At 61.9% G+C, this 20,414-nt stretch carries 22 protein-coding genes; 12 read left to right on the top strand and 10 right to left on the bottom strand.

Features of this window, described 5'->3' with window-relative positions:
• The first annotated feature begins 24 nt into the window (after positions 1-24).
• Positions 25-1,515, top strand: a complete 1,491-nt coding sequence (locus ABE423_RS04990) for an MFS transporter (protein WP_346485215.1) — start codon at positions 25-27, stop codon at positions 1,513-1,515.
• A gap of 85 nt (positions 1,516-1,600) precedes the next feature.
• Here ABE423_RS04990 and ABE423_RS04995 read toward each other — a convergent pair whose 3' ends face one another.
• The gene (locus ABE423_RS04995) at positions 1,601-2,053 is read right to left on the bottom strand and encodes a PA2169 family four-helix-bundle protein (RefSeq protein ID WP_005419568.1); all 453 of its coding nucleotides are present in this window, start codon (positions 2,051-2,053) and stop codon (positions 1,601-1,603) included.
• 554 nt (positions 2,054-2,607) lie between these two features.
• On the opposite strand from ABE423_RS04995, the gene ABE423_RS05000 reads away from it, so the two are divergent.
• Both ABE423_RS05000 and ABE423_RS05005 read left to right on the top strand, forming a co-directional pair.
• Positions 2,608-5,442, top strand: coding sequence for a TonB-dependent receptor (locus tag ABE423_RS05000; protein WP_125892328.1), 2,835 nt, complete (start codon positions 2,608-2,610; stop codon positions 5,440-5,442).
• A 258-nt stretch (positions 5,443-5,700) separates the two neighbouring features.
• Positions 5,701-6,729, top strand: coding sequence for a hypothetical protein (locus ABE423_RS05005; protein WP_180837315.1), 1,029 nt, complete (start codon positions 5,701-5,703; stop codon positions 6,727-6,729).
• A gap of 8 nt (positions 6,730-6,737) precedes the next feature.
• Here ABE423_RS05005 and ABE423_RS05010 read toward each other — a convergent pair whose 3' ends face one another.
• Positions 6,738-7,631: a DMT family transporter gene (locus ABE423_RS05010; RefSeq protein ID WP_253143463.1), complete on the bottom strand. Its 894-nt coding sequence runs from the start codon at positions 7,629-7,631 to the stop codon at positions 6,738-6,740.
• A 65-nt stretch (positions 7,632-7,696) separates the two neighbouring features.
• Here ABE423_RS05010 and ABE423_RS05015 point away from each other — a divergent pair, with 65 nt between their 5' ends.
• Entirely contained in the window at positions 7,697-8,500 is an 804-nt protein-coding gene (locus tag ABE423_RS05015; RefSeq protein WP_125892380.1) for a helix-turn-helix transcriptional regulator, read from the top strand.
• A gap of 7 nt (positions 8,501-8,507) precedes the next feature.
• Here the strand turns inward: ABE423_RS05015 and ABE423_RS05020 are convergent, their stop codons facing one another.
• Positions 8,508-8,924 (bottom strand): hypothetical protein, encoded by a 417-nt coding sequence (locus tag ABE423_RS05020; RefSeq protein WP_125892323.1) that lies wholly within the window; start codon positions 8,922-8,924, stop codon positions 8,508-8,510.
• A gap of 127 nt (positions 8,925-9,051) precedes the next feature.
• Between ABE423_RS05020 and ABE423_RS05025 the strand changes: the two genes are divergently transcribed.
• Entirely contained in the window at positions 9,052-9,693 is a 642-nt protein-coding gene (locus ABE423_RS05025) for a glutathione S-transferase family protein (protein ID WP_125892321.1), read from the top strand.
• A gap of 21 nt (positions 9,694-9,714) precedes the next feature.
• Here ABE423_RS05025 and ABE423_RS05030 read toward each other — a convergent pair whose 3' ends face one another.
• Together ABE423_RS05030 and ABE423_RS05035 are read right to left on the bottom strand one after the other, a co-directional pair.
• Positions 9,715-10,122, bottom strand: a complete 408-nt coding sequence (locus ABE423_RS05030; RefSeq protein WP_125892319.1) for a hypothetical protein — start codon at positions 10,120-10,122, stop codon at positions 9,715-9,717.
• 49 nt (positions 10,123-10,171) lie between these two features.
• Complete coding sequence (locus tag ABE423_RS05035; RefSeq protein WP_100435293.1) at positions 10,172-10,591, bottom strand: H-NS histone family protein; 420 nt, start codon at positions 10,589-10,591, stop codon at positions 10,172-10,174.
• Positions 10,592-10,709: 118 nt separating this feature from the next.
• On the opposite strand from ABE423_RS05035, the gene ABE423_RS05040 reads away from it, so the two are divergent.
• Positions 10,710-11,102: a DoxX family protein gene (locus ABE423_RS05040; protein ID WP_032128569.1), complete on the top strand. Its 393-nt coding sequence runs from the start codon at positions 10,710-10,712 to the stop codon at positions 11,100-11,102.
• A gap of 30 nt (positions 11,103-11,132) precedes the next feature.
• Positions 11,133-11,711, top strand: a complete 579-nt coding sequence (locus ABE423_RS05045) for a hypothetical protein (RefSeq protein WP_346485220.1) — start codon at positions 11,133-11,135, stop codon at positions 11,709-11,711.
• Between the two features lie 135 nt (positions 11,712-11,846).
• Here ABE423_RS05045 and ABE423_RS05050 read toward each other — a convergent pair whose 3' ends face one another.
• Entirely contained in the window at positions 11,847-12,494 is a 648-nt protein-coding gene (locus ABE423_RS05050) for a hypothetical protein (protein WP_346485222.1), read from the bottom strand.
• Between the two features lie 287 nt (positions 12,495-12,781).
• Between ABE423_RS05050 and ABE423_RS05055 the strand changes: the two genes are divergently transcribed.
• On the top strand, positions 12,782-13,564 hold the full coding sequence (locus ABE423_RS05055; protein WP_346485223.1) for a hypothetical protein: 783 nt from the start codon (positions 12,782-12,784) through the stop codon (positions 13,562-13,564).
• Between the two features lie 6 nt (positions 13,565-13,570).
• Here ABE423_RS05055 and ABE423_RS05060 read toward each other — a convergent pair whose 3' ends face one another.
• Both ABE423_RS05060 and ABE423_RS05065 read right to left on the bottom strand, forming a co-directional pair.
• Complete coding sequence (locus ABE423_RS05060) at positions 13,571-14,392, bottom strand: inovirus-type Gp2 protein (RefSeq protein ID WP_346485224.1); 822 nt, start codon at positions 14,390-14,392, stop codon at positions 13,571-13,573.
• A gap of 438 nt (positions 14,393-14,830) precedes the next feature.
• On the bottom strand, positions 14,831-15,070 hold the full coding sequence (locus tag ABE423_RS05065) for an AlpA family phage regulatory protein (RefSeq protein WP_346485225.1): 240 nt from the start codon (positions 15,068-15,070) through the stop codon (positions 14,831-14,833).
• Positions 15,071-15,167: 97 nt separating this feature from the next.
• On the opposite strand from ABE423_RS05065, the gene ABE423_RS05070 reads away from it, so the two are divergent.
• The 4 genes from ABE423_RS05070 (at position 15,168) to ABE423_RS05085 (ending at position 18,684) form a co-directional block, all read left to right on the top strand.
• Positions 15,168-15,320 (top strand): hypothetical protein, encoded by a 153-nt coding sequence (locus ABE423_RS05070; RefSeq protein ID WP_346485227.1) that lies wholly within the window; start codon positions 15,168-15,170, stop codon positions 15,318-15,320.
• A gap of 240 nt (positions 15,321-15,560) precedes the next feature.
• Entirely contained in the window at positions 15,561-15,920 is a 360-nt protein-coding gene (locus ABE423_RS05075; protein WP_346485229.1) for a hypothetical protein, read from the top strand.
• Positions 15,921-16,110: 190 nt separating this feature from the next.
• A complete protein-coding gene (locus tag ABE423_RS05080; RefSeq protein ID WP_346485231.1) occupies positions 16,111-17,040 on the top strand; it encodes a site-specific integrase in 930 nt (309 codons plus the stop codon).
• 183 nt (positions 17,041-17,223) lie between these two features.
• Positions 17,224-18,684 carry a P-loop NTPase fold protein gene (locus ABE423_RS05085; protein WP_346485233.1) on the top strand — a complete coding sequence of 487 codons (1,461 nt, stop codon included), beginning with the start codon at positions 17,224-17,226 and terminating at the stop codon, positions 18,682-18,684.
• 11 nt (positions 18,685-18,695) lie between these two features.
• Here the strand turns inward: ABE423_RS05085 and ABE423_RS05090 are convergent, their stop codons facing one another.
• Together ABE423_RS05090 and ABE423_RS05095 are read right to left on the bottom strand one after the other, a co-directional pair.
• On the bottom strand, positions 18,696-19,133 hold the full coding sequence (locus ABE423_RS05090) for a hypothetical protein (RefSeq protein ID WP_346485276.1): 438 nt from the start codon (positions 19,131-19,133) through the stop codon (positions 18,696-18,698).
• A gap of 538 nt (positions 19,134-19,671) precedes the next feature.
• Complete coding sequence (locus ABE423_RS05095) at positions 19,672-20,286, bottom strand: hypothetical protein (protein WP_346485235.1); 615 nt, start codon at positions 20,284-20,286, stop codon at positions 19,672-19,674.
• Between the last annotated feature and the right edge of the window lie 128 nt (positions 20,287-20,414).

The raw sequence follows: 20,414 nt of genomic DNA on the forward strand, positions 1-20,414 counted from the left end.
TCCTCCCCTTCCTGCGAGTGACCGGTGCCGCCCTCTCCTCCCCCTTCGCCTGCACGGCACACGCTGCCTGACGCGGTCCTGCTGGTGGCCTCGCTGGGCTGCACGATGACCGTGCTGGAGACCAATGCCGTCGCGGTCGCATTGCCCAGCATCGCGCGTGACCTGCACGCCGGATTCGCGGATATCGAGTGGGTGATCAGTGCCTACATCCTGTCCTTCACCTCACTGCTGCTGCCCGCCGGCGCTGTCGCCGACCGCTACGGCCGCCGCCGGGTGCTGCTGATCGGCATCAGCCTGTTCGCCCTCACCTCTCTGCTCTGTGCACTGGCGCCCGGTGCTGCCCTGCTCTACCTGGCGCGGGCTCTGCAGGGCATTGGCGCGGCCTTTCTGCTGGCACCCTCGCTGTCGATCATCGGCCACACGTACCACGAGGGGGCCGCCAAGGACACTGCATGGGCGTTCTGGGGCACAGCCATGGGCGTGATGATGGTGCTCTCACCGCTGATCGGCGGCGTGCTGTCCGCACTCTGGGGCTGGCGCGCGGTGTTCGTCGCGATCCTGCCGTTCCTGGGCCTGCTCGGCTACGGCACGCTGCGCTGGATACCCGAGTCGTCAGACAGCGTGGTCCGCCCGCTCGATCCACCCGGCATCATCACGTTCAGCGCTGCCATCTTCGGCATCGTGTTCTTCCTGGTGGAAGGACTGGCAGAAGGATGGTCATCGGCCCCGGCGCTGATTGGGCTGGGCCTGGCCATCATCATGGCTGTTGCCTTCGTCATCGTTGAACGGGCACGGTCACATCCCATGGTCGATCTCGGGCTGCTGGCCAGTCCGCGTTTCGTCGGCGCACTCATTGCCATGGTCGGCTATTCGGTCAGCGCACAGGTGATGGCATCGATGCTGCCGCAGTACCTGCAGAACGGCATCGGCCTGAGCGTACTGGCTGCCGGTGCTGGCATGCTTCCGTTCGCTGCGGCGATGCTGCTGTTTCCCAGCGTGGGCCGGCGGCTCGGTCGCCATCTGACCAGTCCGGCGGTGCTGGCGATCGGGCTGTCGGTCACCGCCGCGGGCAATGCCGTGGCCGGACTGGCCGCGTGGCAGCACCTGCCGTGGCTGGCACTCGTCGCAATGGTGGTGATCGGTGCCGGCGGCGGCATCCTCAATGGCGAGACATCCAAAGCCATCATCGGCGCGGCACCGCGCGAGCGCGCCGGCATGGCCTCCGGCATCAGCGCGACCACGCGCTTTGTCGGCATCCTGCTCGGATTCACCGTACTGTCCAGTGCCTTGAGCCTGGGCATCCGCAGCGCACTGTCCGCGGCGGTTCCCGCGCGCAACGTACTGCCCATGGCCGATGCGATCGCTACCGGCACCTTCGCCGATGCGCGCACCGCCGCCTTCGCACAGGCGATCTACAGCCATGGATTTGCCAGTGCACTGTGGACGTCGGCCATCGCCGCGCTGCTGGCCAGCCTTGCGGTGTTGCTGCTGGGCCGTAGCACCACGCGGCGATGATGTTGGAGCGCTGGTTGCAAAGATGGCCGGGGCAGCCACGCTGCCCCGACCGTGGCGGCCCCGGGGAGAAGGCCGCCGATGATCGTCAGGCCGCCTTCATGGCGTGCTTGCGAGCACGCATCACGTTATGGCACTCCTGCACTTCAGGCAGCAGCTGGGTGACTTCCTGGCGCACGGCCGGCGGCAGTTCGTTATCCTTCAGCACGTCCTTGAACGCGCCAAGCAGCCGGTCTTCGGACTCTTCCAGCTCGGCCACGTAACCATAGTTGGTGTCGCCGAATGCAGCGCGGACCTTGCCATAGAACTGCTGCATCGAACCGACCACGGTGCCGTGCTCGGCCGGCTTGCCACCGCTGGCAGCAACGGAGCCACTCAGTGCGGCGACGATGCGGCCCTTGACGCCGGCAATACGAGTGAACAGGGCCGACAGTTCGGCATCCTTCACCTTGGTCGCAGCTTCCTCGTAGAACGACTTTCCGTCGCGGGCGATCTCGATCAGATCGTTGAGGCGGTGTTCGATGGTGGACTGGGTGCTCATGGAATCGCTCCTGTGTGCTCGATGGTCTATGGAGAATGACAGCGCGAGTGCGTTGCCTTCGGGACCACTGTGGAGGTTTGAATGTGCCGATTGGGTGAGTACGAATTGATGCATGCATCACCACCCTCAACGCGCCCTGACTCCTTCATCCCGTCGCATTTCCGCGTTCACGGTACCTGAGCAGAACGCCGACGATTCACCATGGCGCGATGACGATGATCAGCGTCACCAACAATGCGATGGCAAGCACCAGCAACAGCACATGCCACTGCTTCCACGTGGGTCTTGGTTTGCCGGGGGTATTCATCGGATGTCTCCTGGAGTCTGTCATCAGCCCGCAGCCAGACTGAAGCAGAGCACCCTTGGTGCGCGTCGCGGTTTCGTGCATGGCCTGTGCATGAACGCTGTATCCGGCGCGCGACGATAACGCGTCCATAACGTAATCGAGTTGTAAACGGAGTGTTAGGTTCCTTCCGATTCCGCACAGCGGGATTTCAGATCGGTTTCCACGCAGCGATGCGGAAACCCATTCAACTGGATTTGGAGAGAGCCAAATGCACTACAAGTACACCCTGCTTTCCCTGGCAGTGGGCACGGCCTTGGCCGCTGCCTGGTCACCGGCCGCGCATGCGCAGGATGACAGCGATAGAACACCGAAGAACCTCGATCGCATCCAGGTTACCGGTTCGGCCATCCGCAGCGTGGATATCGAAACGCAGCAGCCGATCATCGCCATCACCCGCGCGATGATCGAGCAGCAGGGCTTCACCACCATCGCCGACCTGCTGCAGAACCTGACCTCCACCGGCGCGCCGACCATCTCGCGTGCGCGCGCGTTGGCGTCCGGCGAGAACGTTGGCGGCTACTACGTCAACATCCGCAATCTGGGTGCCACGCGCACCCTGGTTCTGGTCAACGGCAAGCGGCTCGGCGCGACCACCAGCGGCCTGCAGGATCTCAGCCAGATTCCGATGAGCGCGGTGGAACGCATCGACGTGCTGAAGGACGGCGCCTCCTCGCTGTACGGCTCGGATGCAATCGCTGGCGTGGTCAACATCATCACCCGCAAGAACTACGAAGGCCTGGAAGTGTCCATGCAGCACGGGCAGTTCAGCCAGGGCGATGGCAAGGACAGCACGTTCTCGCTGGTCACCGGCGCCCGTGGGGAGCGTGGCGGGTACACGCTCGCACTGGAATACCAGAAGTCAGACCCGGTGTTTGCCCGCGACCGGGAGTTCTCCCGGTACGGCGGCGCCGGCCCCAACTACCCGGGCGCGGACTGGAGCAACATCAGCCAGAACGGTTCGTGGTGCGACCCGGCGCTCTACAAGTGCAATACCGGTGATGCCGTATTCAAGACCCTCAATCGTGGCGGCGATCCGAAGAACCCGAACGACTACCACCCGATCACGCCGGCCGAGTTCGCCAACGGCAACGACCAGATGCACTTGCAGACCGGCATCGAGCGCCGCTCGCTGTTCCTGAGCACGGACTATGCGCTGACCGACCAGATCAAGTTCACTGCCGACATCGGCTACAACGAGCGCACCACCGACCAGCAGATCGCGGGCTACCCGTACCAGTCGACCAAGTTCGGCACGCCCCTGGACGCGGCCAGCGTATTCAACCCGCTCGACCACGGCATCGCGTTCAATCGCCGCCTGTGGGAAGTGCCGCGCACGACCGAAAGCAAGCTGAAGTCGCTGCGGGTTGCACCCAGTCTGTCCGGCTACTTCGAGCTGGGGACCAAGACGTACGACTGGGAAGTCGGCGCGTTGTTCAACCGCAATGAAGTTACAAAAACAGGCCGTGGCGACATGAGCCTGATCGCTTCCCGGCAGGCATTGGGGCCCTCCTACCTCGATGCCAACGGTGTGGCCCGGTGTGGCACGGCGGCATCGCCGGTCTCGGGTTGTCTGGCCTGGAATCCTTTGCTGCCGTTCGGGGTCGCGGGGGCTGGCTCTCTCTCCGATCCCGAACTGCAGCGCTTCTTGTTCCCGACGTTCAACGATACCGGCATCACCAAGACCCGCAGTTACTTCGCCAACATCTCCGGCCCGGTGATCGAACTGCCTGCCGGTGACCTGTCCGTCGCCCTGGGGTATCAGTACCGCAAGGAAGAAGGCCGCTTCGTGCCCGATGCCTTCGCCCAGTCGCGCCAGAGCACTGCACTGGGCGCATCCACCACCGCCGGTGACTACAGCCTCAACGAGTTCTTCGCCGAAGTGAACGTGCCGATCCTGCGCGACCTGCCGTTCGCCAAGGAACTGACCGTGAACCTGGCTACGCGCTACTCCGACTACAGCAACTTCGGCAGCACCACCAACTCCAAGGCGAGCTTCGCCTGGCGTCCGATCGAAGAGCTCATGATCCGTGGCACCTTCGCCGAAGGCTTCCGCGCACCGAGCATCTCCGATCTGTATGGCGGCCTGGGCACCAGCTTCGAAACCTATGTCGACCCGTGCGGCATCGGCGCCACCAACAGCGTCAACGGCAATGCCGCCTGCAACGCCGCCGGCGTCCCGCTGGGCTACCAGCAGCTGAACCAGAGCCTGAAGCCCTGCGCCAGCTATCCGTGCGCCACGCCTGACGAGTTCACCACCGGCTCCGATCCGAAGCTGCGCCCGGAAGAGTCCAAGAGCAAGACCGTGGGCGTGGTCTGGAGCCCGCGCTGGGTGGACGGGCTGGACATCAACCTCGACTGGTACAGCTACAAGATCACCAACATGATCATCCAGGACAGCGTCGACCGCATCCTGCGTGACTGCTACGTGCTCGGCAACGCTTCGCGTTGTGGCAGCGTCAAGCGCGCTGGCGATGGCCACATCACCAGCATGTTCTACGGTCTGGCCAATCTGGGCTCGATGGAAACCGAAGGTTGGGACCTGGGCATCCGCTACCGCCTGCCCGAGTTCTCGTTCGGCCGCTTCACCATCGACCTGCAGAACAGCTATGTCTCCAAGTACGACGAGGAGAACCAGAACTCGGCCGGCGATACGATCATGATGGGCCGCATCGGCCAGCCGGGCATTTCCCGCCTGCGCTCGAACCTGGGTGTGAACTGGCAGCTCGGCAACTTCAGCACGCAGTACACCGTGCGCTACTACTCCGGCATGGTTGAAAACTGCGTACCGAACCGTCCGTGCACCCTGCCCGACCGCTACGCCTACGGTGAGCCGGATGCCCTGCGCAAGGTCGGTTCCAATGCCTTCCACGATATCCAGGTCAGCTACAAGCTGCCGTGGGACGGCACCGTGGCGCTGGGTTCGAACAACGTGTTCAACCACCAGGGCCCGATCATGTTCTCCAAGCCGTCCAGCTCCTTCCCCTATTACGGCGGCTTCGATATCGGCCGCACCGTGTACGTGAAGTACTCGCAGCGATTCTGACGGGCAGGTCCGTGCTCGTGGCCGGCGGAAGGGGAGTCCGCCGGCCACGATGCACACCGCCTCCACCCAATCTCCATCGTTTTTCGACGGAATCTCCAAGGTTCCCGGCAACACTTGATGTCATGACGGCTAAGGAGCAGGACCGCATGGATCGCCACGCGCCCCGACACTGCACACCCGTCTCCAGGTTCACCACTGAATGTGACGGTGTGGCCGGGTTCCGATCTTCCGGACATGCCGCCGCAAGGGAAGTACGAGATGACGACGGCAGTTCGCACCGGCCTGACCGACCTGGTCGCTGACGCGCAGCGGTACCTGCGCAGGATTCTTCCCGGGCTCGCCTCGGCAGTGCATCCACTTGCTTCATTGCATGCCATTCCCCACGCGATGGCATCGCGCTACCACCTCGCCGGGCTGATGCTGTACGGGGAAACCCCCGCCATGCTCGCCGTGGCCCGCGAGCCGGGCGAATCCAGCACCCGTGTGATCCAGGATGTGCGCTGCCTGCGCTCTGCAGCGAATGCACTGGTGCTGTACGTATCGCCCTATCTCACGCCGACGCAGCGCCGCTTCCTGGTCGAGAACCACATCGACTTCGTGGTCCCGCACACCCAGTTGTTCGCGCCGAGCCTGGCCATTGAGTTCCGCGACGACCCCGATCATGAGAAGAAAGCCATCTCGCTGCTGCCTTCGGCGCAGGCCGTACTGATCCACGTGCTGCTGAGCGGCCAGTCGCGCTGGTGGTCGCCGCGCGAGATCAGTGCCGTCGCCGGCTACACCTCGATGACGGCGTCGCGCCTGTCTGCCGAACTGGTCGGTCGCGGCCTGGTCGAGCGCTCCACCGGTGGCCGCGAGCGCTTCCTGAAGCTGGCCGGCAACCGCGACGAGGTCTGGGCCAGGGCACAGCCGTTCCTGCGTTCCCCCATCCTGAAGGAAGTGGATGTCTGCTGGGGCCCGACCGCCGAGGCACTCCGCGATGCGGGGCATCCGGCGCCGACGGCCGGCCTCGATGCGCTTGCTGAAACGTCACCGCTCCCGATCGGTGGCACCCGCGCACTGCACATCGATGCGTGGCGGTTGCTGGGCGCACTTCCCATGCCCGGCCCGGACTGCCTTCAGAGCGCACGGCTGCAGATCTGGGCCTATCCGCCGGCATTCACCAGTATTGGCGATGTGGTGGACCCGCTTTCGCTGTATCTCAGCCTGCAGGGCAAACGCGGCCATGATGCAGACGCGCTGCAACAGCGGGTGGAACAGGCGCTGAGCGGAGACACGTATCCCGCATGACCGAAGCCCTATGCGGGCTGCTCGCTCGGCACTGCGGCGGCGCGCCTGGCGCTGTACTCGGCGAACACCACGCCGGACACCGCCAGCAGGCCACCGCCCAGTACCCAGCCACTGAGCGATTCTCCCAGCAGCAGTACAGCCAACGCGGCGGTCACGATTGGCACCAGGTTGAAGAAGCCAGAGACGCGCGCAGCGCCCAGGCGTGACAGTCCGGTCATCCAGGTCAGCGGCGCCAGGATCGAAGCGCACACGGCGGCGAAGCCGATGCAGCCGACCGCCGTGAGGTTGTTCACCCCGGTGCCGACCAGCAGCTGTACCGGCAACAGGATCAGCGATGCAGCGATGGCCTGCAGGAACAGCGACTCCAGCACCGACAGCGGAATCTTCCAGCGCTGCATCAGCACGTTGTAGGCGGCGAAGGCCAATGCGCCGATCAGCATGATCGCGTCGCCGCGGTTCAGGCCCTGCGCCGCCAGCCGTGCCAGGTCGCCCTGCGAGACCACCGCCACCACACCGGCAGTGGAGATCACCGCGCCAAGAATGGAAGTGCCTCGCACCGGATGGCCCATGAACACGCGCGACAGCGCCAGCGCGATCAACGGAATCAGCGCCTGGATCACCCCCATGTTGGTGGCCGAGGTGAAGTGCGCCGCATAGTAGGCCAGGCACTGGTACATCACCCCACCCAGGCAGCCCAGCACCAGGAAGCGCCCGAGATTGGCGCGCACGGTCGGCAGGTTTTCGCGCAGACGTGGCAGCGCCAACGGCAGCAGGACCACCGCCGCGACCAGCCAGCGGAAGAAGCCGATGTCGATGGGACCGACCGAGCCCGAAGCAAGCTTGGTAACGATGGTGTTCGCGCCCCACAGCAGGCAGGCGAGGATCGGGAAAAGATAGTTCACGGAACGCGGGTGTACGTAGGGGAATGGCCAGCGTACGCTTGGCGCATATCGAGGACATCCCGAAAATGCGCCACACCGACCCCGGCTTGCGGCAACCGATGGAGCCAATCCCCACCTTCCACAAGCTGCCCGGTCCGATCTACTTCCGGCAGGGTGCGATGGAGCCCACGGACTGGGGCACGCACAGCCATCCGTGGGGCCAGTTCAACTTCGTCGCGCAGGGTGTGATGGAGATGAAGATCGACGGCGAATGGATGGTGTCCCCGCCGCACTACGCGATCTGGATTCCACCGGGAATGGCCCACTACTCGCGCAACCGCTCGCAGCTGGCCTACCGCTCGGCCTATCTGTCGCCGGCCTTGTCACGCCGCTTGCCTGATCGCTGCCGTGCACTGGAAGTCAGCCCGCTGCTGCGCGAGCTGCTGCACGAACTGGCACGACAGGGCGTGACCGATCCGCAGACCCCGGCCCAGCGGCGCATGGCCGCCGTGGTGATCGACCAGATCGTCAATGCGGCCGTACTGCCCAGCTTCCTGCCGATCGCCAGCAGCGATGCGCTGAAGCAGGTGATGGCGTACATGGAGAAACACCTGTCGATGGCCGAATCGGTTGCCGAAATCGCGCTGCGCCACCACATGAGCGTGCGCAAGCTCGAACGCCTGGCACGTAGCGAGCTGGGCATGTCGCTCGGCGACTGGCGTGGACGGGTGAAGTTCGTGCGCGCCACCGAGGCGCTGTGCACCCGCAGGCCGATCAGCCGGATCGCCGAGGAGCTGGGCTATTCCGGCGTCAGCGCCTTCGCCGAGATGTTCAAGCGGCACGCGCAGTGCACGCCGGACCAGTACCGGAAACTGCATCGGGCGGGGTGAGGCCGGCCTAGAGAGCGATCAGCAGGTCCACAAGCAGCCTCGGCAGGAACAAGGCGGCCAGAACGCAGGCGAACAGGATGAGAATGACCTTTGCCGTCAATGGGCGACGGCGGGGATTGCTGAAGTAGAGGTGCAGATCGCGCAGTTCATCTTCCAGTCCCCTCCGCACGCCTGCGCTCTGTGTACCGGGCTCGAGCAGCTGGCGCTCAAGCGCCTTCAGGCGCTTCATCAGCTCACGCGGTGGTGTAGCCCGCAGGATCAGCTGATTGAGCTCCTGAAGCCGGCGCGCCTGCGGCGTCAGCGCTGCCACGAGATCATCCGGCGGAAGCTGTGAGACCCATCGCTGGGCGTCAGCATCCATCTCAGCCTGCAGCACATCGCGTTGCTGCTGCAGTTCGGCCAGGGAAGTGCGGCGCTGCCACATGAGGAGGCACAGGAGTGGTGGGTGGCGGGCAGTGTATCGCCCGCCGTCCCGGGAAGGGTGTCGATTTCCCGCCCCGTGGTTCGTCGGAACAGGAAAGGCAGGCCCTTCGACCTGCAGGAGTGCCACGATGTGCCCGATCCTCACAGCCTTCGCCACTTCCCCGGACCGCGGCCAGGGCCTGGCCCGTGACATGCGCGCACGCTGGGCGCTGGAGGAGCTGGCCGTGCCCTATGACGTGCAGCTGCTCGGCTTTGCCGAGCTGAAGCAGCCCGCGCACCTGGCGCGCAACCCCTTCGGGCAGATCCCCACCTGGCAGGACGGCGGCCAGGTCCTGTTCGAATCCGGCGCGATCGTGCTGCACCTGGCCGAGCAGCATGTCGGCCTGCTTCCTGCTGATCCAGATGCACGCATGCGCGCGATCATGTGGGTGTTCGCTGCATTGAATACGGTGGAGCCGCCCATCGTCGAGCGCTCGATGGCCTGGGTGCTGGAGCGCGAGCAGCCCTGGTATGCGCAGCGTCTGCCGATGCTCGATGAGCGCGTGCGTATGCGGCTGTCACAGCTGTCCGCCTGGTTGGGATCGGCGTTGTGGCTGGAGGGCGAGTTCAGCGCCGGCGACCTGATGATGGTTTCGGTGCTGCTGCGCCTGAAGAGCAGCGGCCTCCTCGATGAGTACCCGCAGGTGGTGGCCTATGTGGGCCGTGCAACGCAGCGCCCCGCCTACCAGCGTGCGTTTGCTGCGCAGCTGGCGGTGTTCCAGAACGCCTGACGCTACGCCCGTGGGCAGGCTTCAGTGCAGACTGCGCCGACATGCGGTCTGCACCAGCATCAGCTGCGCCACCAGGATCAGCATCGCGCAACCTGACAGCAGCCACGGGTCGATATACCACTGCGCGTTGAAGCTGAAATCTCCGGCGGAAATACGCTTCCAGCCGTTGAAGTGCTGCATCGCCGCGACCACGAATGCGAAGCCGCCCGCGGTATACGACAACCACGGCACGATGAAGCCGCCCGGTCGCGCGAACAGCGTCAGCACACCCAGCACGCCGATGACCGTGCGCTGCACGCGGCAGTACGGGCAGACATAGGCCATCCCGCTCCATTCCACCGCCCAGGCCAGCAGGCTGACCAGCACGGCCGCGCCTGCGGCTGTGTACAGGACTTTCGGCGTGATCGTCATGCCACCCTCGTGTGCCATCCCGTGCTCCTTGGTTGAAAGACCCGGGCAGGGTAGCAGTGCCGCAGCCTCATCCCTTCTTGATGACGGTCCGCTTGCCGATGGTGCTGGTCTTGCCAGCGGTCGGCCTGGCCAAGCCAGGAATCAGGAAATCGGTCGCCTTGTGGCCCATCGACACCTTGGACGCCAACCAGCGCGGCATGCGTCCGCGACCGGTCCAGGTCAGGCGCTTGTATTCCGGGTCGCGATACTTGGGCGCGACTTTGCCGGATTTACGGCGGGCGGATTTGCGGGCGGGCGCAGGTGTTTCCGAGGCTTCGCCACCGAAGAGTTCTTCGAGGGTGTAACCGGCTTCGGCCGCGGCGGCCTTCAACATCCGCCGCACCGCGCTGGCCGGGCGGCGGCTGGAAATCAGCTGTTTCCGCCGTTCAGCGGCAACCACCAAGGCGCCCAGCTCCCGAAGGCTGAGCGATTCAATATCAATCGTCATGGGAGAAAGGTCTCCTGCGGACGGCCAGCTGTCAAGGCGCCTTGCCCTTGGCGTAGACACGGGCTTCACTGCCGGTGGGCTCCGATCGCCTTCGCCGGCCATCTCCGAGGACACCGACGTGAGCCACTCATCCCATTCGCTCGCTTACCTGCTTGCACGCATCCTGCTGATGGCGCTGTTCCTCATCTCCGGCCTGGGCAAGCTCGGTGATCTCAGCGGCACCCAGGGCTACATGGAAGCGATGGGCGTGCCCGGCATCCTGCTCTGGCCCACCATCGCCTTCGAGATCGGCAGCGGACTGTGCATCCTGTTCGGCTTCCAGACCCGGCTGGTGTCGATCGTGCTGGTGGGTTTCAGCCTGGTCACCGCTTTCATCTTCCATCACAACTTCGCCGACCAGACCCAACAGATCATGTTCCTGAAGAACCTGGGGCTGGCCGGTGGCTTCCTGCTGCTGGCCTGCACCGGGGCCGGGCGGTACAGCATTGATGGCAGAGGGCGGCGCGGGTAAGCGCCGAAGCTCAGCCTCCGGCGCCAATGTGTGGATCACCTTGCCCTGCGCATCGAGGAACTCGATCGCACCGTAGCCTTCCGCAGTGACAGTCAGGCGCAGTCGCGTGCGGTCTGCCTTGTCGTTCAAGGCGATGGCCGGCGTGCCGTCAGGCCCGACCACCAGACCGATGCGGGTCGGTGCTTGCACCCCAGGAATCAGCTTGTTGCCCAGCGCAGGCTCGCGGATCAGCTTCGGCGCCTGGTTGATCGAAAAACTCACCGCGCCGTCCGGCGATACCCGCCAGCCGATCGCATCCATCGCCGGATGGTCCAGCGCAAGCACCGCCATGCCGCCGTCGACATCGGCGGTGCCGAAGCCACCGCGTTCGCTGCCCTTGTCGTCGTACAGCACCATGCCGGCCACGTTGAAGGCGCGCTTGTACTGCAGGCCATCGATGATCGGTGCCGGTGTCTTTCCGGACAGCGTCATGCGGATCACCCCCGTGTCATCGACGATATCGATGCGCCGTGCGGTGATGCGCTCGTGGTCCGGTGTTGCTACGCGCGTCTGCGGTGCCTTGTCGACGATCAGGCGTTGCAGGGTGTCAACCAACGGGCGCCTGGGTGAGTCGGACGGCTCGGCAGCGGCAGGCAGTGCCGCAAGGGTAGTCAGGGCGACGAACATACGGGCACTGCGCTTCATGCGGGCTCCTTGTCGTACGGATCGGCGGAAGCCGCATCATGCCACCCTTGCAGCGCCCTCTCATGAGGGAGGCGGAATTTCCGGCAGCTGGAGCCCCTGTGCCAGGGCGAATGCACGTGACGCGCGCCAGTACGCCTCAGGCGGCCTCTGCAGTTCGGGCCGGCTCCAGTAGTCATTGATGTGCAGTACGCTCATCACGTCGACCCATGCAGCGCGCGCATCGTGGACGCACATGCGCCAGCGATGATGCGGCGGAAAGTACGCGTAGTACTCAAGCGCCTGCCGCTGTGCCTGCTCTTCGTCAATCCCTGCCTGATGGATCAACGTCCACGCATGCATATGGCGCGCGTGCGCAAGCGCACCGAGATACTCATCCTCATCCAGCAAGGGAATCGGCTCGCCGCGCGCCAGGCACAGCGCGTCCGATTCGGTGTCGTACTCCAGCGACGGCTGCAACAGTTCCGGGTTCTGGTGCCAGTACCCTTCGCCCAGCACATGCAGCATCGCCCAATGCCAGGGCTCGTCGTGGAAGAGCAGTTCGTGCTCGTATTCGTGGCCGGCGGCCTGGTCCGGATAGCGTTCGCGTGCCTGTTCGATTGCCAGCGCTTCGGGAATCTGGCCGTAGCGCACCAGGCACCAGGCGAACAGATGCCGGCTGTCTTCGATTTCAGTGGTGAAGTCTTCCACCGGGGGGCGGGTGTCGGGCATGTTCGATCCTTGCGTGTGGATCAGATGTTGCCTTGAAGGCAGACCAGCAGCCGTTCATGCACGCTGGGTTGGTGGGCCCACCAGCACCCACAAAGCGAGCACAAGTGATTGACTTGATTAATATTCAATCTACTTTTATCTACTTTAGACTCACAAAACGACTCACTTCGGCCGGTGCTTGAGAGGCCGGTGCACGTTGGTTGCGTGCGACGCCGATCTGCCCCAACACTGGCAAACCGAAGGGAAGACCTAGAGAATCTTGGCCCCTGCCACCCTTACGGACAAATATGTTCGGCACAGGAGCCTTCAGGACTGACCTGCCCACGCCCACGCTCCTAGAATGCCTGGAGCGCGCCAAGGCCGAAATCGAGGTCGTGTTCTCAGTACGCGGCGTCATCTTCAATCCCGGCGTCACGTTCGCTGATGAATGGGGTTGGATACGCAGCGAAGGCGAGGATCGTCCTGACTACGCATCGGAATTTGATGATTGGGTCGAGATCTTCCGCACGAAGGGAACCCTACCTGAGGTCTATTTCATCCTTCGCGCTTCGATGAGCCTCTGGTTCGAAGCTGAAAGCGCACACCAGTCAGGCGACCTAGACCGCGCCTGGGCGGCACTCGTCCGGTGCAACTTCTTTCTCGGCATGTGCTGTTCACACGAATCCCACCGCGAACGGTCGAGCCGCGCTGGTCGCAATTCTGCCAAGCGTACGCTTCCACTTCGGGAGATGGTCTTGGAGATGCTATCCGCCATGCCCGACAAGTCCCGAGCCACCAAGCAGGAAATATGGGATGAAATCGTCCCAGCCATGAGTTCTTTCATTCCTCCTGGAGATGTTCAGGAGGGGCCACTAGATTGGGTGCGCAAATTGGGCCGCCCCCCGACCGAGCAGTACCGCGAAACATTCCATCGACGCGGAAAGGGAGAGAAGAGCAGGCACGGGAGAAGTGCTGACCCGGCGAAGCTCCTACGGACTTGGACCAACAACAATGAAGAAATACGTCAACAGTTCTTCCGTGTGGTCGCAGGTCCATTGACCACTAGAAGAAAGAGAAGCAGCAAAGCATAGGCTCCCCTACTCTGCAGGTCTGTCAGAGGCGCGTGGGCGACCTGGTCGACAGTCAACCGGGAGCTGCCCCTTGCCAAAGATTCGCCCGATCCCTGGCTCGTTCAATCTGGCGTAGTAGTCGGCCTTAGCAAGATAGAGAATCGCGTGCTTCAGTCGGGCCCTTTTCTCCACGTCATCGTGAGCAACCATGCCGATGCCAACACCGTTGAAGCGTTCGTAGTAGGCCTTATTGGCATTGCAGTTCCAGTAGCCCCCCTCCCCCTTAGTGACCACTTCACGCCAGTACTCTCCAAGCATTTTCCCGATGGCAACATCTTGCCGAATCTCGTGCCCGTTGAAGAGCGCCATCACATGCACGTGATAGGACTTCGAAGGCCCGTACTCAAGCTTCCAGATATACCCGACTAGAGAGGGGAACTTCAGGCGAAGTGCTCGAAGCCAGGCCGTCAGATCCCGCTTAACCCGCTTGGGCGCAATGGACTTCCCTTCAGGCGTCTGCCGATACTCCGCACTGTAGGCCAGATCCACTCGTACCACACAGAGGCGAGAGTAGCGCCTATAGAGCGAGTCCACGTAGTCCAAAGCCGACCGGGCATTCTTCCTAGCGCTTCTCTCCTGAGCACTCAGCGCGGCAGTAAAGGAACTATGCAAGGCCTCCTGACGAATCCTGTCCACCCACTGATTGGCAGCAGCGGCATCGACATAGCCCCCGGTAATCACGTCCGCTCTAAGTTCCCTGAACTCGCGAGACATGATCTCAAAGTACGGGCTGAGCTTGTGACTTGCGTAGAACTCCTCGATTGCCCAATAGTCCAGATTCTCGAGCATGCGAATTCGCTTGACGACCGGATGGATACGGAGGGCAGCGCGGCGACCCACAACTGCATGCGAGAACAGCTCACCCTTAGTCCGAACCAACCCCCGCATTGCTTGATCCACCTCGATGATCTGCTGCGGGTAGCTGCGCCATGGTCCCACGACAACGCAGTCCTCACGGTGATCCAGCATTCGATCGCACCACTGGCTAATGAGGTTTTCTTCTTTTCTATACATGCAGTATCCAGTGCGACATACGTCGCGCTACTACATCTTCCCTGGCGGCTTGATTAGCCCATCTTTGCCTGGAAGAACGTAGCTAGTTGCCAAGATATAAAAGTCCGGAACTACGCTGAACGCCACGCCCTATCGTTCAAGGCCTGGACCATCGTTCGCGCCCAAGAATTGATACCAATTCTTCGAGATCACGCGCAGTCGAGTTGGTGTCGCCTACTTGGTAGGAGCAACACGCTCAGCGATCCTGGCTTGGATCCATCCGTCCACCTCACTCTCAACCCAAGCAATCGTGCCGGGACTCAAACGCACGGGCCGGGGGAAGGTCGGGTCATACCTCTTCGAACCCGGCTTGATGGCAGCGTAGATCGTCGAACGACCGAAGCCGGTCCTGCGTTCGACTTCCTGCCTCCTGATGAAGCGCTCAAGAACTCGGTCGTGGCTGGGGGAATTCATCGTGTCGCCTCGTGCTGGAAGGGACACTCAAGCTATGCCCCAAGCTGGCAAGAGTCACGACCGTCAACCGGTTAACGGTCGTTAGCAAAGGCTGCTCGTGACCAAGCTGGCACAAGGGATTCTGTCGAGTTCGTTCCTTTTTCTCGGTCAAGTTGGTTCCATCGGTCCACTTTGGAATGGCTTGGAAGCCCTGCTGCTGCATGACAGCGGGACTTCCAGCCAGATGGCTACCGAGATGCCTGCCCGCTGATCAAACCAGCAAGGAAGACAACCGCGAAGGCGGCCAGATACTCGAGGGGGGAATTGGATCGTTCGATGAACACGATAGGCTCCTAGTCAGTAGGGGATACGGCATTGCGCCGGCATAGATGAGAGGCTGATGCCCCTCCCTATCGTGTTATGGGTTTGAAATCCGGTTGATTGATCATCAGCGTTCCGACCTAGCTCGTACTGTGGCAGGGTGTAGGTAGGCACGCAGGATCAGATCCAGATGGGCACCCCTGAACCCGACGTCTCCCTACAGGACGAGATCAAAGCTCTCCGACAGCAGTTGGCTGCCCTACGTGTCGACATTCGCGGTAAAGACTGGCTCACCGTTGATGAGGCAGCCCATTACTGCGGCGTGTCGTCCCGCCAGTTTCGACGAAATGCCCCTGAACTCGGCCTTGTGCCCAGAAACTTCATGGGCAAGCAGCTCTATGAGAAGAATGAGCTGTACAAAGCAATCGAGAACTCCGGCAACTGGAAATCCCGGGGGACTGCGGGCGCCTCTCTGATCCCGACTTCCCCCCAGATGGGGGAGGCTCTTGCTCGACTGAGGCGCTACGACCAGCGAAGGGGAAAGGGGTAATGGTTCCGACTGACAAGCTAATGACGCTCGCACAGGCTGCGGAGCATTGTGCCTGCCACCCCCGGACACTTCGGCGAGCCATAGACATAGGCGAGCTGGCCGCGTGTCGGCTAGGCCTAGGGAAGAAGTCAGACCGCATCCATCCAGTAAACCTGGCCGCATGGCTGGACAAGTGCAGGGCCAAGACGCTATGCCTATCACCAAGCGCGCCAATGGTCACTATCAAGTTACCGTCGGATACGGCGGAAGAACGCATCGCAAGACTTCTCGACTCTGGTCGTACAAAGACGCGAAAGAGTACGAACGCAGGTACATCTCTGCGCTCAAGGACATTGCGGCCGGCAGAGGACCGGAACGAGTGATCGCCGATGCGGTCGAGCGCTGGCTGATCGACCACGTGCCGCGCCTGCGCTCTGCCACCAAGACGAAGGCCCACGTTCGGGCGTTGCTGCCCTATATCGCTGGTCGGAAGTTGGGGGAGATTGCCCAGGTGTGGGCGGAGGTTAAGGCAGCCGAGATGAGCAAGGCTCCGGCCACGGTCAACCACAAGGGGCGCATCCTGCGGCAGATCAGCCGAATGGCGTGGCGCGAATGGGGATGGCTGGAGCGGCCTGCTGCTATCGGGCTGCTGCCGGAGAAGCCGCGAGAGACGTTCCTGACACTCGATCAGGTCGAGGCACTGGCAAAGGCATGCCCGAACCCTGCTGCGGGTGACTACGTGCGCCTTGCGGCGTATACGGGCATCCGCCGGGGCCATCTGCTCAGGCTGACCCGCCACAACGTCAAGAATGGGTTCATCCACCTTGACCGCACTAGCAAGACCAAGACGCTGCAACTGGTTCCGCTACACCCCAAGGTCATGGCAATTGCAGAGCGTCTACCTCTCGGAGCCACTGACTGTCAGGTTAGGGATTCATGGGCTGCGGCAAGGGCTGCATGCGGTCTGGAGCATGTGCGCTGGCATGATCTGAGGCACACATGCGCCTCTTGGCTCGTCCAGGCTGGCGTGCCCCTGCACACGGTGTCTGAGGTGCTTGGACACAGCTCTATGGCGATGACCCGGCGCTATGCTCACCTGTCGCCGGAACACCTGTCAGACGCCATCAAAAAGATGGCCTGACTTCCGAACCGGAAGGATTCCTTGCCAAACTCCCCCGCTGGACATAAGAGAACTGGACAGTCTCGGGGTCCAGCCGCTGCGCACGCGCATTGACGCCCAGTTGCGGGTCCACTTAGATCGGAACGATGTCTGAAAAGGCAGATGATGGATAGACTCTGGTCAATCTGAGGCAAGGACATTCCAATGATTAGAAAGGAAGCACCCCCTGTTGTAGACCCGGCTTCACCTTGGAAGGGAGACATCTTCGACCGGGCACATGACGGCAGAGTTCTGTCCAACCTAATTGCGAAGAGTGCTGACCAGGCACTCACCATTTCTCTTCAGGCACCTTGGGGCAGTGGCAAGACGGTGTTTCTCCAACGCCTAAAGGCGCACATCCAGAATGAGTTCAAAATTAAGGCCATTTCAGTCGACACATGGAAATATGATCATCACGGTGATCCTCTTGCCCCAATTCTAGCGCAGCTTCTTGACGTAATTGAGGAACGAGCAGAAAAACAACACCCCCAAAGCGCGCTCCGAAATAAATTAGAAAAGGTTGGCTCCCAATTAGCGGCTACGGGCGCCAAGTACATCCTGCCCGCGCTAAGTGCTACAGCCAAGGTAACAGTACCCGGCTATGCCTCGTTGGTGGAAGGCGCCGAAAAGATTGCGGCAAGCCTCTTGGAGAGGCAGAGAGAATTGATGAACGCTGAGCCAGCCTTCAGATCTGCCCTTGAGGCGGCTAGAGATGCGGTCTCCGCTCGCAAGCCGAAAGGTCCGATCAGGCCGATCCTCTTCATCATTGACGAACTAGACCGCTGCCGACCCGACTACGCGATTCAAACGCTTGAGCGAATCAAACACCACTTTGATGTGCCAGGAATAATATTCATAGTTGCGACGGACCACGGAAATCTCCCTGCTGCGGTGCAAACGGTTTACGGAGCTCACGTAAATGGGGAGGAGTACCTTCGAAAGTTCTTTGACTTTGAATACCACCTTTCCCCCGCATCACGTGATGCGGTAACGAAATACTTACTCAGCAGTGCCGGACTTGGCTTAGAGAGTAAGAGCACCTTAGAAGAAATCGTTGGACACCCTTCGGCCTTTGACATCAAGCAACTCAATGAAGAACAGGTCGAAGAGCTCGATAGAATTGAGTATGGATCCTTCTTCACCGCGATGTCTTCAGCCTTTCAACTCTCCCCTCGCGATCAGATTAGAGCATTCACTTTGATATATGCATTCTATATAACGCGTCCGAAGTCGTTCGTCACAATCCCGCTCCTTGATTGCTTTATCGCATGCCTTAGATTCGGATCGCCGCAAAATTACATCCAACTGTCGTCGACAGGTGTAATTTCTATCCCTAGCACCCATTCCATTTCCAGCGGCCCTAAAAATGATCTCAACTGCCTGATTGCTCAAAACTATAACGAAGTCCTGGATATGTTTGTTGGAAACCGAGCCAATCAGAGAAATGCACTCCATACAGTGGGAAAGAAGGTCAGAGAATCCAGCGCAGGCGCAAACCTTAGCGTGCTCGCAGCAGCCACCTCATTGGCCAGGTGCAATCAGTTACGAGGCTTTGATTCCTCTGCCTATATCGAGTCTGTGATTCGCCTGAGCAGGTCTTTGAACAGGGATGAGGAGGTTGGCTAACTCAGCTAACTTCAAGCGTGCCAACGGCCGCTTGATTCCAGCGCATCATTGAATCGCTTGGAAGCGGCGATGCTCGCCGCTTCCAAGCGCCGAGCCTGTTGCTGCTGCTCGCGGGTCGGCGGTAGGCCGGGCAGCGGTTCGAGCGGCTCGGCTGGTGTGGCATCCAGCAGCCGAGCCACGGCGGCGCGCAGGCGCATCTCTGGGTAGAGCCTGGCCGCGCACCAGCGCTCGGCGTAGCGCTTGCCCTGGGCGATGCTGGCGACCCGCACGTCCTTGGTATCCCACATCTTCCGAGCGTTCAGTCGGACGCGCACGCTGCCATCTTTGGCTGCCGAGACGTTGACGATCCGCCTGCCGTTCCACCACAGCACCCATGTGTCGCCTAACTGGACCCAGCCAGAGGGGATCGGGGCGGTGCGGAAGCCTTGGTAGCCGTGGGAGGGGAGCATGGCCGGAAGGATACGACCAGCCGTCGCACAACCTGCGAACGCTGCCACGACCTGCCTGAATCGTTCGGAATAGGTGCCGGCCAGGTGCTGCTCACGCGCCACCGCGTTGAGCCACTTGCCGGCACGGGCTCTAGTGTAGAGAATTTGTCCAGCACGAAGTTCTTAACGGTTCATGCTGTATGGTCGATGCATCTGGCTCCTCTCAGGCGCGAAATCCTTCGCCCCCGTGTCTAGCCCCTTACAGGCACGACACATGACACCTCCGACCGCTTTCCGGATCCTTCGGATCCGCCCTTTGCTGCACCTCAATGGAACGATTGAACAAGTTCAATCGTTGCAAGCCAAGTGTGGGGCCTGTGGGGACGAGTCGCGCATGGCCCTCGGAGCCGGACTTGCCGCCATAGAGGGCGGTGTCGAGCTCATCTGTCCCAAATGCAAGGTGACAGGGCTCTTGACCACTGAGCAAGCGTGGTTCCTCTGGGGTGAGCAGATGAGGCAGGATCGAATCCTCGCTCTTGCCGGGCTGACGCCGGAAGACTTAGATCGGCCCTAAGTCCTGTGTCACCGCCTGCCCCTCCCGGAGCACTGTGGCCAGGAGCCGGCCTCCGGCCACCTGGCGCCCCACCTGCTTGTTAAGCCATGCCGCCTGGATCTTGCCAGCTGCGAGCACGTCCGCTGGAGCGAAGCTGTCCGGTCTACCGGCCAGAGGCTCACCAGGCGAAGCCAAACCCCCATCAAGCGGCTGCACTATCGTTGGTCTGGAGCTGTCGCTCTTGGCATAGGCCGTGGCGACCATTCGATCGCGCTTCGTAGACCACCCACCTAGAACCAGCTCGATCCCAAGCCTCTCAACCGGTAAGTTGGCCTCGGCAGCCGCGCTCATGTAATCCGGCCACAGCTTATCCACTACGAGCCCCAGCTCCGCAGATAGCTGCTCCATCGTGAAATCGGCCCGGAAGCTTGCCTGGAGTACGAGCTCGTAGATACGAAGAAAGAACTGAGTGGACCCGCGTGCCGCCAACACCAAGTTGTGCTGCGGGATCAGCAGCACCTTCGCACCGGACGAATGGGCTCCGGTTCGTGCGTCCTCTGCCAGAGTATCAACCGCAACAAGGAGCTGATCAGGACGCAGCAGAACGTTGAGGATGCTCATCTAGAAAGCACTGGGAAGTTCCGGGAAATATGGCAGCTTGAGTGCTTCGAGTCCAACCGCCATGACGCTTACACAAGTAAGCACAAGCGTCCACTTGAGCTTGGTGTGATGCGAGGCTCACATCATGG

This window comes from Stenotrophomonas sp. TWI1409 (assembly GCF_039673015.1).
GTDB lineage: Bacteria > Pseudomonadota > Gammaproteobacteria > Xanthomonadales > Xanthomonadaceae > Stenotrophomonas > Stenotrophomonas maltophilia_A.

What these genes read in the sequence shown, in the direction of transcription:
- ABE423_RS05065 (WP_346485225.1), bottom strand. Translation starts at nt 15,070, where the DNA reads ATGAATTCCCCCAGCCACGACCGAGTTCTTGAGCGCTTCATCAGGAGG.
- ABE423_RS05095 (WP_346485235.1), bottom strand. Translation starts at nt 20,286, where the DNA reads ATGAGCATCCTCAACGTTCTGCTGCGTCCTGATCAGCTCCTTGTTGCG.
- ABE423_RS05035 (WP_100435293.1), bottom strand. Translation starts at nt 10,591, where the DNA reads ATGACGATTGATATTGAATCGCTCAGCCTTCGGGAGCTGGGCGCCTTG.
- ABE423_RS05080 (WP_346485231.1), top strand. Translation starts at nt 16,111, where the DNA reads ATGCCTATCACCAAGCGCGCCAATGGTCACTATCAAGTTACCGTCGGA.
- ABE423_RS05050 (WP_346485222.1), bottom strand. Translation starts at nt 12,494, where the DNA reads ATGCCCGACACCCGCCCCCCGGTGGAAGACTTCACCACTGAAATCGAA.
- ABE423_RS05005 (WP_180837315.1), top strand. Translation starts at nt 5,701, where the DNA reads ATGACGACGGCAGTTCGCACCGGCCTGACCGACCTGGTCGCTGACGCG.
- ABE423_RS05030 (WP_125892319.1), bottom strand. Translation starts at nt 10,122, where the DNA reads ATGGCACACGAGGGTGGCATGACGATCACGCCGAAAGTCCTGTACACA.
- ABE423_RS05090 (WP_346485276.1), bottom strand. Translation starts at nt 19,133, where the DNA reads ATGCTCCCCTCCCACGGCTACCAAGGCTTCCGCACCGCCCCGATCCCC.
- ABE423_RS05085 (WP_346485233.1), top strand. Translation starts at nt 17,224, where the DNA reads ATGATTAGAAAGGAAGCACCCCCTGTTGTAGACCCGGCTTCACCTTGG.
- ABE423_RS05020 (WP_125892323.1), bottom strand. Translation starts at nt 8,924, where the DNA reads ATGTGGCAGCGCCGCACTTCCCTGGCCGAACTGCAGCAGCAACGCGAT.
- ABE423_RS05055 (WP_346485223.1), top strand. Translation starts at nt 12,782, where the DNA reads ATGTTCGGCACAGGAGCCTTCAGGACTGACCTGCCCACGCCCACGCTC.
- ABE423_RS05075 (WP_346485229.1), top strand. Translation starts at nt 15,561, where the DNA reads ATGGGCACCCCTGAACCCGACGTCTCCCTACAGGACGAGATCAAAGCT.
- ABE423_RS05060 (WP_346485224.1), bottom strand. Translation starts at nt 14,392, where the DNA reads ATGCTCGAGAATCTGGACTATTGGGCAATCGAGGAGTTCTACGCAAGT.
- ABE423_RS05015 (WP_125892380.1), top strand. Translation starts at nt 7,697, where the DNA reads ATGCGCCACACCGACCCCGGCTTGCGGCAACCGATGGAGCCAATCCCC.
- ABE423_RS05025 (WP_125892321.1), top strand. Translation starts at nt 9,052, where the DNA reads ATGTGCCCGATCCTCACAGCCTTCGCCACTTCCCCGGACCGCGGCCAG.
- ABE423_RS04995 (WP_005419568.1), bottom strand. Translation starts at nt 2,053, where the DNA reads ATGAGCACCCAGTCCACCATCGAACACCGCCTCAACGATCTGATCGAG.
- ABE423_RS05000 (WP_125892328.1), top strand. Translation starts at nt 2,608, where the DNA reads ATGCACTACAAGTACACCCTGCTTTCCCTGGCAGTGGGCACGGCCTTG.